Raw genomic sequence first — 13,242 nt, forward strand, 5'->3', positions numbered from 1 at the left:
AAGGTAGGGGGACCATTGCGGGCATTTTTTGGATTCGGGAATTTCATTCACTCACTCATTCAAGGAGGATCATTAGATGAATACAATGACTTATGAAAAATTACAATATATCCAACTCAAGGAAATGGTCAAAAACCATTGCGTAAGCGGTTTAGGAAAAGCGTTATTGGATCGGCTTAAGCCGAGCGGCACCTTGAAGGTCGTTAAAAGTCGTTTGAACGAGACCACGGAGGCAAGGAACTTACTGAATGCGGAAAGCCATATTCCCTTGAAGGGCATTTCACATATTGGCCTCCATATCGACAAACTGGAAAAAGGAATGATTTTGGAGCCGTCAGAGTTAGTGGCGATAGCAGATTTCTTAAGAGGCTGCAGGAATATCAAGAAATTCATGACCGATAAAGAGTTCTTTGCACCGACATTGCATTCCTACGCCCGCTCCATGACTGAATTCAGGAGCATTGAAGAAGAAATCCAATTCACCATAAAGGGAAATGCTGTCGTTTCCGAAGCAAGCAAGGACCTGAAACGGATCAGGAACCAAATCATCAAGACAGAAAGTAAAATAGAGGAACGGCTGAATAAGTTCTTGAAGAGCGGAGCCAATAAAGAGTTCATTCAGGAATTTTTCATCAGTAAAAAGGATGATCGCTACACCATCCCGATCAAAGCCTCCTATAAAAATCAAGTGGCCGGAACAATCGTGGAAGTATCGGCAAAAGGGGCTACCGTGTTCATTGAACCTGCCTCTGTTACGAAATTGAATGTAGAATTGGCAAGCTTAAAGGCGGAGGAATCGATGGAAGAGTATCAACTTTTGGCCACATTATCCGGAACGGTTTTCGAACAGCTGAAACCGATCAAGATAAACATCGAGTTGATCAGTCAATATGACATGATCTTCGCAAAGGCCAAGTTCAGTAAAAGCATGGATGCCATCGAACCGAAAATCAATGATCACGGTTATATTAAATTAACCGGCTGTAAACATCCGCTATTGCCGCAAGACAGCGTACCTTTGGATTTTGAAATCGGTAAGGACTATCGCAGCTTGATTATTACAGGCCCTAATGCCGGTGGTAAAACTGTCGTCCTGAAAACGATCGGCATCCTTACATTGGCTGTCATGTCAGGACTGCATGTTGCCGGGAAAGAGGGGACGGAGCTTGCCGTCTTTGACCAGGTATTCGTCGATATCGGTGATAATCAAAGCATGGAAAATGCACTGAGCACGTTTTCATCGCATATGAAAAACATCTCGGAAATCATGGGGGCAATAACCAATAACTCCTTGCTGCTGTTCGATGAAATCGGGAGCGGAACGGAACCGAATGAAGGAGCCGCATTGGCGATTAGCATCCTTGAGGAGTTTTATCAAAGAGGGTGCATGACCGTTGCGACGACCCATTATGGTGAAATCAAGCGCTATTCGGAAATACACAGTGATTTCATGAATGCGGCCATGCAATTCAACAGCGAAACACTTGAGCCAAAATACAAGCTGTTGATCGGTCAATCCGGGGAAAGCAATGCCCTTTGGATAGCCAAAAAAATGAATGTCCGTGAAAAGGTTCTGCAAAAGGCAAAGCTCTATATCGAAAATAAAGACTACGACTTGGAGCGTGTCCAGGAAAGTAAAATCAAAAAAGCGAAGCCAGCGGCCGTTCCTAAAGAATCATCTTATGAATATGAAGTCGGCGACAAAGTGAAGGTAAGCGAACTGAATGGATACGCGATCGTTTATAAGAAAAAGGACTCCTTCAATAATGTCGTCGTACTTTTCGAAGATACCTTCAGGGAGGTTCATGCCAATAAGCTCGAGCTTGAAATAAAGGCCGTCGATTTATATCCTGAAGGCTATGATCTCGATTCTTTATTTGTCAGCTACAAAGAAAGGAAATTGAACCATGACTTAGAGCGGGGATCGAAAAAGGCGCTAAAGAACGTAGCCGCGGATATCCGGAAGAAGCTTGGTGAATAGACGGGGTGGATTTTGAAAGGGAAAAATGGATGATTTATGAAATTCTAATAAAGCGGTTGTGATAACCGTTTTCCACAAAAAAAGTTAGACGTCGGCAGGGTATGAGTTCTGTTTTAACAGGGCTCATACCCTTTAATTTTGTCTTAATTTCTCGTGTGGAGAAAGAAGGATTAGGCTCTAGACGGAGATATAAAAGGTATTAAACAATCAAAAAATCAATTAGAGTTGAAAGATATAATAAGAAAGGGATACATACATCATCTGAAAGGTTGTTAGTATCACCTAGATATTTAGCCTCTTACATCTTTTGAATGATCAAACATCTTTAAAATAAAAATTGAACTTAGAAAAAGTACTGGTATTCCTATAACAAAATAATAAATTCCTTTGGGCATATACATATCAAAGAAATATAAAAATAATACTACCCAGAGAAATAGGACAATATATTTTTTTGATTTTTTCATTATTAATCAATCATCCTTTGAATTTAATAAAAATCTATCCAACCATTATTAGGCCTTTTATCTCTTTTATCAAGTTGTTTTGCTATCTGATTGCCAACATCTAAATAATTTAAAGCTATAGTTACACAAGCACCTGTAGCTAAAGCTAATTTTGGAGCTCCCCATGCCTTTAAACGACTAACCACAGTTTTTGTGAATAACTTTTCTGCTTCTTTTTTACCTTTTTTAATAATAAATGCTTGAATGGCACCAACACCGCCGCCTATAGCAAAGCCAATTGCTCCATTAAATACCGCGCCAGCAAACTTTACACCAACTTTCACCTGTACAGCATGTGCCTTTTCAATGGCAAATGTTTTGTCAAAAATCTTTTTGGCAGAAACTTCTACTTCATCATCATTTTCATAAGTTGTTGTGTTAATTTCTTCAACTTGTTCTATTAACTCAGTTTGTGCCAATGAAAGATCATTATATGTTTCTGAATTTTTATCAAAAAAAATCAACCATGGCATTAGCAAATAATTTTTCTTCTTCTTCATTTTCTAATCCAACCAAGGCTACTTGTTCTTCTACAATGGAATCAAATAATTCTTTTTCTTCAGTAGTCATTTTATCAATGGATGGCATATTTGCAACTTCATCTTCTAGGTCAAAATCTTTAGATACGACATATTCATCTAAATCAACTTTAGTTGAAAATCCCTCCACTTTTTCTGTAGCTAAAACATTTTCAAGGATTGGTTCTTCGCTTGCAAAACTACTTATAGATATTAGTGAACTGCACAATAACATTAAAACTGTCAGTATTGTTACCTTCTTAATTAACGACATTTTACTCCCCCTTTAATAAATTAATTAACTCAACAAAATCTCAGAAATATATTTTAACGGTGCGTTCAGGGGTAAACTGCTAACATAACTGCCTAGAATAGTAGTCACAGTTTACTAATCCTTGTTTCCAAAATAAACTATTTTTTTGGTTGGTAGGTTCCAAAAATGATACGGCTCTCCTTGTTTAGCGGGATAGATGTCGTCGTACTTTTCGAAGATACCTTCAAGGAAGTTCATGCCAATAGGTTCGAGCTTGATATAAAGGCCGTCGATTTATATCCTGAAGGCTATGATCTCGATTCTTTATTTGTCAGCTACAAAGAAAGGAAATTGAACCATGACTTAGAGCGGGGATCGAAAAAGGCGCTAAAGAACGTAGCCGCGGATATCCGGAAGAAGTTTGGTGAATAGACGGGGTGGATTTTGAACGGAAAAAACCAAATCCTGATGACTTATGAAATTGAAATATAGCGGTTGTGAAAAAATGACACCGGCAGGGTATGAGTTCTGTTTTAACAGGGCTCATACTTTTTTGGCTTACATTCTCGAGTGGATATACCCGTTCTAAAAAGGGATACATAATATGAGCGTACTGTTGTTTAAAAAATGTAGGTTTAGAATTATAATAAGAAAAGATTTCGGCAGATGATCATCGTTAGGTGAGGTGAAAAAGTTTGCGGTTTTTTGCAGCTTGAGTTATAATCAATTACAGATATTAAATGTCTGTAATAGTTTTAATTATGAGGTGCATCAATGAAGTATTCAAAGGCAACCAATTATGCACTACATACAATGGTGCATTTAACGATGGAACCAAAAGGCCAGACGGTAAGCGTGGATCAGCTGGCGTGTATGCAGGATTTGTCCCCGACTTACTTGTCGAAGATTTTGACGAAGCTTGCGAAGGCTGGATTAATTGAATCAGTGCCGGGGGCAAAAGGCGGCTACAGTATTTCACGCCGTGCGCAGGACATTTCGTTTCTGGATGTTATTGAAGCGGTGGAGGGTCAGTCGGTGCTTTTCAACTGTGCGTTTGACCATGAAGAAAGCGATTGTTTAATTGAGCGCGTGATGATCGAGGCGGAAGGCAACATGAAGAAAGAACTTGCTGGACGGACCATTCAGAGCATTGCGGAGCAGAGTAAGGAGACAAAAAAAGAAAAATAAAATTTTTTTACGCAAATTAAGGATATTAAGGGTCTCTAATAGATTTTATTTAAGAAGGAGTGTTGCATGTGTTGGATTGTGTAATTATTGGCGGAGGACCTGCAGGACTGAATGCTGCATTGGTCATGGGGCGTGCTGGACGGAAAACAATTTTGTTTGATGAGGATAAACCCCGTAACCGGGTGACGCAGGAGTCGCACGGATTTATCACACAGGATGGCGTAAAGCCGTCAGAGTTCAAGAAGCGGGCAAGAACGGATGTCCAGAAATATCCGTCCGTCTCCATTAAGGAGGAGCGTGTGGAGATTATTGAAAAAGCCAGTGGTGTGTTCCGGATTCAAACGAAAGGCGGAACGGATTACATGGCGAAAAAAGTGCTTCTCGCAACAGGTCTTCGGGATGTTTTGCCGGAGATTCCAGGCATACAGAATGTATACGGAACGAGTGTTTTCAGCTGTCCTTTTTGTGACGGCTGGGAAATGCGCGGCAAAGCATTGGCGGTGATTGCAGAAAATGAACGGGCTTTTCATATGGGAAAACTGCTGTCAAACTGGAGCGGTGATGTAATGGTGTTTACAAATGGCTATCAGGTGCTTGATGAAGAGAAGGATATCTTGGCTAGGCAGCACGTGACAGTCGTGAAAGAAAAGATTGAAGATCTTAAATCGAAAGGAGGGAAGCTGACATCGATCCGGCTGCAAAACGGACAGGAAATCAAAAGGGAGGCAGGTATTGTGGTGACAGACTTGGTGCAGTCCGCTCCTTTTGCGGAACAGCTCGGCTGCGAGATCACTCCGAACGGCGGGATTAAAGTGGATTCATTTGGTCGAACGACGGTTGAAGGGGTATATGCATCCGGAGATACATCACTCAGCACGCCTTCTCAGATAGTGATTGCGGCGGCGGAGGGCAATAAAGCGGCGGCTGGAGTCATCATGGATTTAGTTGAAGCTGCCTTTCTTTTGGAGGCATAAAATCCTTTTTTTAAAGAAAGAGACTATTTGTAAAGGAGATTGAAGTATGACAGAAATCTGGGAATCAAGTTTTATAGAAAATCAAATGATGTGGGGACTTGAACCTTCAGACTCCGCAATCTTGACAAAGGATTTTTTCCTTGAAAAGAAAGTTAAGGATATATTGATTCCTGGTATTGGATATGGCAGAAATGCACAGGTTTTTACTGACAACGGAATACATGTAACAGGTATCGAAGTTTCAAAAACCGCGATTGAACTGGCAAGGCAAAATGGGCTTAATCTTAATATTTTTCATGGTTCAGTAACCGATATGCCTTTTGATAATAAACTTTATGATGGTATATTTTGTTATGCCCTTATTCACTTATTGAATAATCGTGAGAGAGATAAGTTTATTAAAGATTGCTATAATCAGTTAAAGCCAAACGGATATATGATTTTCACGACTATTTCAAAAGAGGCCCCAATGTTTGGTAAGGGCAAACAACTAGGTAAAGACTATTTCGAGATAATGGAAGGGATGAAAATGTTTTTTTATGATCCTGACTCGATTAAACAAGAATTTGGAAATTATGGACTGATAGAGTTTTCAGAAATTGTTGAGCCGCATAAGAATATGGAAAATAAACCTCCATTTAAATTTATAATGGTAAAATGTCAAAAGGACTAGAATGGCTTTATTCATAAAAGGGCATGTTTTGATCAATCATTTTTTCAACACATGCTCTTTTCTATTTGCTCTCGTCCGCCGACAAAGTGAAGGCTGAGCTTGAATATAGGGTCGACGATTAAGCTTGGTGAATAGTACAATCATCAAAAATGCAAAAAAGGCTGTAGGCAAAAAGAGTTCTATCCAAATTTTCAAACATAGTTGATTGGAGCGGGTGTACGAGAATCCTGCGGAAAGAGCTAGTCCAAGGGAGACCCTATAGGCGCAAGTGCGCCGAGGGCGGACCGCCCACGGAAAGCGAGTGCCCTACGTTCCAATCAACGTCCAAATTTGTGCAAGCAAAAAAACTGTAGACACACTCGATTTGTATCGAGTTTGACTACAGTCTGAAGCCTCTCTAAATGAGAGGTTTTTTTGCGTTGTATTGCCAAAAGTCCACTTTATTGAATTCTTTTCCTTCTTTCATTATACAGATTGATCAATTCTGCATTTTGCTCATTCATCTTTTTCACATTCTTATTAATCGTTGCCAATTCCCAAAGTACAGCCAATCCAAGGATTAGCATAAGCGTTAGTAAATCCATTGTTGCCCTCCTATTGATGTTGTGTACCTTTAATTAAGTGTTTCTTCTCACTTGGATTCATTTTCTCAACCCGGAAAGGTAAGTTTTTTCTTTGATAATAATTGTTTTGAATCAAAGCATATATCACTAAAAAAGTTCCGAGTAATTCGTAGGATGATAGTGATCGTCCTTGGATGAAAACGATGGCCAACGTGGTGATTGGAACTAAATTGATAAATAGGATTCCATTGATCGGCGTTAATAGTTTAATGCCTGAATTCCAGCTTAAAAGGGCTATGGCACCAGGGAAAATAATCATGAAAATCATCTCGCCATAAATGGATTGCATAACCTCTGCCGTAGGGACGGACAGGCCCATTGCCGTTGCGAGGAATGTTATGATGGCTGATACGGCTGTTCCTAAAATGCACGTTAAAGTCGAATAGCGAAGTGTTGACCATCCGTTAAATTGGTTGCCGCCCATCGTATAAATAACCCACCCTATAACCCCGATAAGAATGAAAAGGATAGGGATGACACTATCTTTCAATAAAAATACGAATGATAAGCTGCCATTGGTAATGACAAGAATGGCCCCTATCAAGGCAAGGAACATGCTGGCGATTGTATACTTCATGGGTCTGGCACTTTTGAAAACCCACAGAATTAAAATTGAAATCATGGGCATTAATGATTCCATGATGGAAGCAACAATCACCCCGTTATGCCCCAGTAAGTCTTGACCTGCGAAAATGAGAAAGTTGTAGACAGTGAAAGCCATCGTTCCAAAAAACAATAATTTCTTTCCTTGTCCTTCCAGGCTAAAAGACTTCTTACCCTCTTTCATTAAAAGCAATATCCCTAAAATGACGCTAACAGCTAAATATCGCAAAAAAGCGAAATAAAAAGGATCAATATACATTAAGGCCCTTTCTGCAACTGGAAACATCGCTCCCCAAGAAATGCTGGCAGTCAAACATAAAAGTGCACCGATTAAAATTTGATTTTTTTTCATAAAAGCTTCCCCTCAAAAATAATGATTGATTTAATTCCTATACACACCTTATGATAAAGTCATTATCATGTAAAATGACTTAAAATGAATATAAGCATCATTATTAATGATAGTTGAGAAAGGGGGGCACTTTTGTGGAAATGAGGGATTTGCAAATATTCCAGTGCGTCGCTAAATATGGCAGCGTAAGTAAGGCGGCTGTTGAGTTGAATTACGTCCAATCCAATGTAACGGCGAGGATTAAGCATTTAGAGCAGGAGTTACGGACGCCTTTATTCAATAGGCATAAACGTGGCATGTCACTAACTGCGGAGGCTAGGAAGATGCTGGAGTATGTAAACAAAATTTTGCTTGATGTTGAAGAACTCAAGCAAGTATTCCTGGATAGTGAAACACCTACAGGGATATTGAACATAGGTACAGTTGAAACGGTCAGCGATCTTCCCAAGATTCTAGCCTCCTATCATAAACAGTATCCCAATGTCGATTTATCCATAAAGGCGGGGTTAACGGAAGACTTAATCAAAGATGTCATTGAACACAGGCTGGATGGCGCTTTTGTTACAGGACCGATCAAACATCCGCTCATTCAGCCATACGATGTCTGTACAGAAAAACTTGTATTAGTTACAAGAAATGAAACATTTAACCTTGAAGAAATCATAACAGAACCATTTTTAGTATTCAGTCAGGGGTGTGGCTATCGCTCCAAACTGGAACAATGGCTGAGGGAAGAAGAGGTGATGCCCAAAAGGATCATGGAGTTCAATGTATTGGAAACGATCTTAACCAGCGTAACACTCGGCCTTGGCATTACCCTCGTACCACAATCGGCGGTAAATCACCTAACAGCCAATGAAAAAGTCCACGTGCATCCAATTCCGGAAGAATACCGCAATATCTCGACAGTCTTCATTCACCGTAAAGATGCTTATATGACAAACTCCATGAAAAGCTTTCTGCACACGATTGAAGCTCATCATGAAGACCGGTTCAAGCAAAATCCAGAAACAGCTCCTGAGGTGATATGAAGGGTGAGCAGCAAATCGCATAGAATGATAGAGGATCGTTGAAACCGATTATTTTAGGCTGAGAAACTATTCATAAAAAGTAAAACATAAAAAACATGGCGAAACTGGGACAGCGATATAGCATGGTATGGCATTTATTATTGCTTCGGTTCCTTATGCTTGTCGTTTATTGATCATGTTACTTCTAGAAAGTATTTTGGGAATTATTTAGACAAAAAGCCGACGATTTCGTTGGCTTTTTGTTTGTAGGATCTTTTCATTTATCATACATTCAAGTAACCTTCTTAAACTAAACTGGTAGTTTAGTTTAAGAAAAATTGTATTACTTTTCTTCAATTGGGAAAAAATATAAATAAGAACAAGAAGGAGGGAACAGAGATGGAAGTGAATATGAGTGTTGAAGAAGTCGTGAATCAAATTTCCGACTTAGTAGAAAAAGAAGGGAAGCTACCTCGCAAGAAAGAGGTAAAGAAGTCAGATCCGGAGTTAATGAAGAATGCATTGTATTATTTTCCTAATTGGGATACTGCAGTAGAACATAGCATTGGATCTTAACCAAAACATATATTTTTCAATTAGTACATATAAGGCAAGGGAAGTTATGAAGGCCGCCAATTGGCGGCCTTTTGAACGTGCGACTCTTTACATTATCATACATTCAAGCGCTCCTACTCAAACTATCTATTGAATGGTTTAGTTAAATAAAGATATAGACGCATCAAAGTGAATCAATCTCATATTTTCTTTTTCGGAACGAGTGGAGTATCGATCTTTTTTAGTCGATAAAGTCTGATATTTCAATGAAGCGTAGTGTAACTTTTTTCCGTATGGGACCGTATAATAATTTGTTAAAACACAAGAAAAGAGGGTTCCAATGAAAAAGATATTGTTGATTTTGGCAGCCGTTTTTTTGGTAACAGGAGTTAGTGCTTGTAAAGGAGTCCAGGAGGGAAATGAGGAATCTCCGCCAATTTCAGAAAAGCCAAATGATAATCCTAAGCAAACCGACGGGCAAGATGAAGATCCTTCAGGTGAATCGGTTGAAGATCCGACAAAAGGTCTGCCAAATACGAAAACGGATATGCTCATATTGGAAGGTATGGAAGAACCATTCCAATTCACGCTTCATCATAGTCAGGCATTGGGATTCTCAACCTACATCGTGGATGATATGGTCGTTGAAGAGGCTAGTTCTGGTGAAGGAGATGCAATGATTGTTTTTGCAAATTTTGCAGGCAAGAGAAATGAGGATGCCAAAGTTCAGATTTTTTCCAAAAGTGAGGGTGCGAATGCGACAATAGAAGAAAAGAAGGAGTTTGCGAGGGAAGTTGTGATAAGCAATGGCTTTGAGATAAAACAGCGATCTGATAATTCGCCTAACCGATTTGATTGGTCTGAGGTGGAATTTGACATTAGTCAGAATGGCAGTAATTACTCCATATTGGGTACAGTGTCCGTTTTTCAGCATGGCGGCCGCGTTTACTATGCGATCGTTCAATACCCGGAAGATTATGAAGAAGGCTTCATACCGCGGGTTGTAAAAATGTTTGATGATATCGTATGGTATGAAGCAACTTGATCAATGAGTATCCGAAATTGGGTACGCCATTTTAACAGAGATCTTTGTCCGGTAAGGAATACTGTTGAACGGTAGGGAGCTAGTTTGTCTACAGTCCGAGAGCAGCTTTTTTGCTGCTCTTTTTAGGTTGTTTGAATTATAGGATGGAATGCTGAAGGATAAATGATTGGGTTAGAGAATAATTAGTGATAGGTTTTCGAAAAACGAATTTGATAGAAAATAGGTGAAGCAAGTGGAGTTGGATACATTATATAAGACATATCGACCTTTTCTTTTTTCCATCGCATACCGGATGCTCGGATCGGTTACCGATGCAGAAGATATCGTTCATGATTTATTCCTGCAGCTTAAGCTTGATACCGACGAAATTAAGGACATGAAAGCATATCTTGCGAAAATGACGACAAATAGCTGTCTGAATTTTTTAAAGTCAGCCCGTAAGAGAAGAGAGGTTTACACAGGTCCTTGGCTGCCAGAACCTCGGGTAAACGAAACAGATCAGCCTCTAGATAAGGTCGTAACGGATGAAACGGTTGCATATGCCTTCCTCGTTTTGCTGGAACAGCTTTCACCTGTTGAAAGAGCGGTTTTCGTGCTTAGGGAAGCATTCACTTACAGCTATGAAGATATCGCCGAGATTCTGGAAAAGAATGAAGTGAACTGCAGAAAGATCTACAGCCGGGCTAAGCGGAAATTACAGAATGATAGGCCAGTCCATCCGGAGGATACGAAACATGTCGATCTTTTGGCAAAAAAATTCATAAAAGCATCTGCGACAGGAAACTTTGAGGAGTTTTTGGATCTTCTTACAGAAGATGTTGTCCTTGTTACTGACGGCGGAGGAAAAGTGCTTTCTGCATTAAACCCAATTGTAACCAGACAGCGCGTATCCGCCTTTCTTAAAGGCGTTTCCGCTAAAGGAGGCTTCATAGGAGAACTTCTTCCGGTGATGGTCAATGGCCAGGAGGGAATTTTGCAAATGAAAGAAGGAAAGCCTATCAAAGTCATCTGCTTTGAATTAGATCCAAAACAAAAAAATATCCGCAAAATCTTCATTGTCACCAATCCCGATAAATTAAATCATATTCCTGTTATAGATTGAGGGGTCTTTTTTTTGGATGTCACAAATCAAACCTCTATTTTGTCTTATAAGTGGAACCTAAAAAGATTATGGAGGAGATAGACATGGAACAACGGATTTACTACATGAAGACAAATCGTGAAGTGGTCAAATTAATGATGGGTTTGGAGGAGTACAAGAAAACAACGGAAATCGATAGCGCATTAATCGAATTGATTAAAATTCGCGCTTCCCAAATCAATGGCTGTGCGTACTGCTTGGATATGCACACAAAGGATGCCCGGGCAATGGGTGAAACGGAACAAAGAATTTACTGTTTGAGTGCTTGGCGTGAAACACCATTCTATTCTGATTCGGAAAGGGCAGCGCTGGAATTGACGGAAGCGGTCACGGCCATTTCTGCAAACGGTGTACCTGATGAACTGTATGAGAGGGTCCGCCTGCATTTTGATGAAAAACAATATATCGATCTCGTTACCATAATCATCACCATCAACGGCTGGAACCGATTGGCCATTTCAGCCCAAAACATACCAGGGCACTATAAGCCTGTAATGGAAAAATAATGTCGTTATCAAAACCCCTTGTATGATTACAAGGGGTTTGTCTACATTTTTTTTTTTGCTTGTATAAATTTGGACGTTGATTTCCACTTCAGGCACTCGCTTTCCGCGGGCGGACCGGGAGCCTCCTCGGCGCACTTGCGCCTGTGGGGTCTCCCTTGGACTCGCTATTCCCGCAGGAGTCTCGCACCTTCCGTTCCAATCAACTATGTTTAAAAATTTGGATAGAACTCCTTTTGTCTACAAACTGAAACCACGTTTTTGAAAAAACGTGGCTTTTAAATTATTTTTCTTTTTTATAAAAGCGTTCACCCGTATCAGGATTATAATATACCCTTGTTTTTTCTCCTGTCACGGGGTCTATATTTATTTCATCTGTCGATTGAAATCCATCAGGAACTTTTACACCGTGATTGCGTTTAAACCGTTTATCATAGATAAAGTATCCAAGTAAAATGCATAAGATAACTATAATAATTTGTAATATATAGTACCCTATGATGAATTTCATTATATTTTTTCCACAATGACGGCAGTTCCATATGCAACGATTTCGCTCATATTCGTACCGATTTCCCCAGAATCATATCTCATCATTATAATTGCGTTTGCACCCATTTCATTGGCATTTTTTATCATACGGTCCATAGCTTCTTTTCTTGAATCTTCAAGCATCGCTGTATATTGCTTGATCTCTCCGCCTACCAGGGACTTTAACCCTGCCATGATATCGCCGCCAATCCCTCTGCTTCTTACAATTAGACCGAAGGCAGGCCCTTTTACCTCAACAATTTTGTATCCTTCAATTTTTTCTGTGGTAACTACCAACACATTAATCGCCTCCGACTTATTTACTTTATTATGAAATTTTCCTGAACTGAAAGCATGAACAAATGATCCAAGTTCACATGAAGTTTAAATATTCCCTTTAGGTACTTTTTTATCAAGCGCAATAATCATTCCTTTAAATTTTACCATAATATAAACTTTATCCCTCTTAACAATGGATAGCATATTTCGGGTAAGCATAAAAAATCCCATTTCGCAGAAAAGAAAATAGCAGTAAAAACACTGATGAATTTCTAAAAGTACTTTAAATTGCGGTTTTCCATCTTCACTTCATGAAGAATTTCATGCAATTTATTTTCATAATGCAAGCTGATTAATTGTGATCTGGAGGCCACGCCTAATTCTTCAAACAGTTTATTTATATGGTTACGAACTGTAGAAACGCTAATATGCAGATTATCAGCTATTTCTTTATCTTTGAGCCCTTGCATTATATTCTGGATGATCCGCTAATCAACTTTATGTTGC

At 39.5% G+C, this 13,242-nt stretch carries 17 protein-coding genes; 10 read left to right on the forward strand and 7 right to left on the reverse strand.

Features of this window, described 5'->3' with window-relative positions; all coding sequences use genetic code 11:
• The first annotated feature begins 76 nt into the window (after positions 1 to 76).
• Complete coding sequence (locus A6755_RS06320) at positions 77 to 1,981, forward strand: endonuclease MutS2 (protein ID WP_063590134.1); 1,905 nt, start codon at positions 77 to 79, stop codon at positions 1,979 to 1,981.
• Positions 1,982 to 2,471: 490 nt separating this feature from the next.
• Here A6755_RS06320 and A6755_RS06325 read toward each other — a convergent pair whose 3' ends face one another.
• Together A6755_RS06325 and A6755_RS06330 are read right to left on the reverse strand one after the other, a co-directional pair.
• Positions 2,472 to 2,987 (reverse strand): hypothetical protein, encoded by a 516-nt coding sequence (locus tag A6755_RS06325; protein WP_244889639.1) that lies wholly within the window; start codon positions 2,985 to 2,987, stop codon positions 2,472 to 2,474.
• The gene (locus A6755_RS06330; protein ID WP_063590135.1) at positions 2,938 to 3,279 is read right to left on the reverse strand and encodes a hypothetical protein; all 342 of its coding nucleotides are present in this window, start codon (positions 3,277 to 3,279) and stop codon (positions 2,938 to 2,940) included. Before A6755_RS06330 ends, A6755_RS06325 begins: the two co-directional genes overlap by 50 nt.
• A 165-nt stretch (positions 3,280 to 3,444) precedes the next feature.
• Between A6755_RS06330 and A6755_RS06335 the strand changes: the two genes are divergently transcribed.
• The 4 genes from A6755_RS06335 (at position 3,445) to A6755_RS06350 (ending at position 6,093) form a co-directional block, all read left to right on the forward strand.
• A complete protein-coding gene (locus A6755_RS06335) occupies positions 3,445 to 3,690 on the forward strand; it encodes a hypothetical protein (protein WP_063590136.1) in 246 nt (81 codons plus the stop codon).
• Positions 3,691 to 4,032: 342 nt separating this feature from the next.
• Positions 4,033 to 4,446, forward strand: a complete 414-nt coding sequence (locus tag A6755_RS06340; RefSeq protein WP_063590137.1) for an Rrf2 family transcriptional regulator — start codon at positions 4,033 to 4,035, stop codon at positions 4,444 to 4,446.
• A 68-nt stretch (positions 4,447 to 4,514) separates the two neighbouring features.
• Positions 4,515 to 5,420: an NAD(P)/FAD-dependent oxidoreductase gene (locus tag A6755_RS06345; RefSeq protein ID WP_084737488.1), complete on the forward strand. Its 906-nt coding sequence runs from the start codon at positions 4,515 to 4,517 to the stop codon at positions 5,418 to 5,420.
• A gap of 46 nt (positions 5,421 to 5,466) precedes the next feature.
• On the forward strand, positions 5,467 to 6,093 hold the full coding sequence (locus tag A6755_RS06350; RefSeq protein ID WP_063590138.1) for a class I SAM-dependent methyltransferase: 627 nt from the start codon (positions 5,467 to 5,469) through the stop codon (positions 6,091 to 6,093).
• 440 nt (positions 6,094 to 6,533) lie between these two features.
• Here the strand turns inward: A6755_RS06350 and A6755_RS26560 are convergent, their stop codons facing one another.
• Complete coding sequence (locus tag A6755_RS26560; protein ID WP_134402094.1) at positions 6,534 to 6,677, reverse strand: YrzO family protein; 144 nt, start codon at positions 6,675 to 6,677, stop codon at positions 6,534 to 6,536.
• Between the two features lie 10 nt (positions 6,678 to 6,687).
• Positions 6,688 to 7,671, reverse strand: a complete 984-nt coding sequence (locus A6755_RS06355; protein WP_063590139.1) for a DMT family transporter — start codon at positions 7,669 to 7,671, stop codon at positions 6,688 to 6,690.
• 134 nt (positions 7,672 to 7,805) lie between these two features.
• Here A6755_RS06355 and A6755_RS06360 point away from each other — a divergent pair, with 134 nt between their 5' ends.
• From A6755_RS06360 to A6755_RS06375, 5 genes are all read left to right on the forward strand, one after another.
• Complete coding sequence (locus A6755_RS06360) at positions 7,806 to 8,702, forward strand: LysR family transcriptional regulator (RefSeq protein WP_052137140.1); 897 nt, start codon at positions 7,806 to 7,808, stop codon at positions 8,700 to 8,702.
• A gap of 378 nt (positions 8,703 to 9,080) precedes the next feature.
• Positions 9,081 to 9,257 (forward strand): hypothetical protein, encoded by a 177-nt coding sequence (locus A6755_RS26950; RefSeq protein ID WP_164468801.1) that lies wholly within the window; start codon positions 9,081 to 9,083, stop codon positions 9,255 to 9,257.
• A 319-nt stretch (positions 9,258 to 9,576) separates the two neighbouring features.
• Positions 9,577 to 10,281 (forward strand): hypothetical protein, encoded by a 705-nt coding sequence (locus A6755_RS06365; RefSeq protein WP_063590140.1) that lies wholly within the window; start codon positions 9,577 to 9,579, stop codon positions 10,279 to 10,281.
• A gap of 232 nt (positions 10,282 to 10,513) precedes the next feature.
• A complete protein-coding gene (locus A6755_RS06370; RefSeq protein WP_084737491.1) occupies positions 10,514 to 11,383 on the forward strand; it encodes an RNA polymerase sigma-70 factor in 870 nt (289 codons plus the stop codon).
• A gap of 83 nt (positions 11,384 to 11,466) precedes the next feature.
• Positions 11,467 to 11,928 carry a carboxymuconolactone decarboxylase family protein gene (locus tag A6755_RS06375; RefSeq protein WP_063590141.1) on the forward strand — a complete coding sequence of 154 codons (462 nt, stop codon included), beginning with the start codon at positions 11,467 to 11,469 and terminating at the stop codon, positions 11,926 to 11,928.
• Positions 11,929 to 12,208: 280 nt separating this feature from the next.
• On the opposite strand, the gene A6755_RS06380 is transcribed toward A6755_RS06375, so the two are convergent.
• The 3 genes from A6755_RS06380 to A6755_RS28225 all read right to left on the reverse strand — a co-directional run bounded on the left by A6755_RS06380 (position 12,209) and on the right by A6755_RS28225 (position 13,220).
• Entirely contained in the window at positions 12,209 to 12,436 is a 228-nt protein-coding gene (locus tag A6755_RS06380) for a hypothetical protein (RefSeq protein WP_034304201.1), read from the reverse strand.
• On the reverse strand, positions 12,436 to 12,756 hold the full coding sequence (locus tag A6755_RS06385; protein WP_034304199.1) for a YbjQ family protein: 321 nt from the start codon (positions 12,754 to 12,756) through the stop codon (positions 12,436 to 12,438). Before A6755_RS06385 ends, A6755_RS06380 begins: the two co-directional genes overlap by 1 nt.
• Before the next feature lie 251 nt (positions 12,757 to 13,007).
• On the reverse strand, positions 13,008 to 13,220 hold the full coding sequence (locus tag A6755_RS28225; RefSeq protein WP_343929401.1) for a response regulator transcription factor: 213 nt from the start codon (positions 13,218 to 13,220) through the stop codon (positions 13,008 to 13,010).
• Between the last annotated feature and the right edge of the window lie 22 nt (positions 13,221 to 13,242).

It is taken from the genome of Peribacillus frigoritolerans (assembly GCF_001636405.1).
GTDB classification, from domain to species: Bacteria; Bacillota; Bacilli; order Bacillales; family DSM-1321; genus Peribacillus; species Peribacillus frigoritolerans.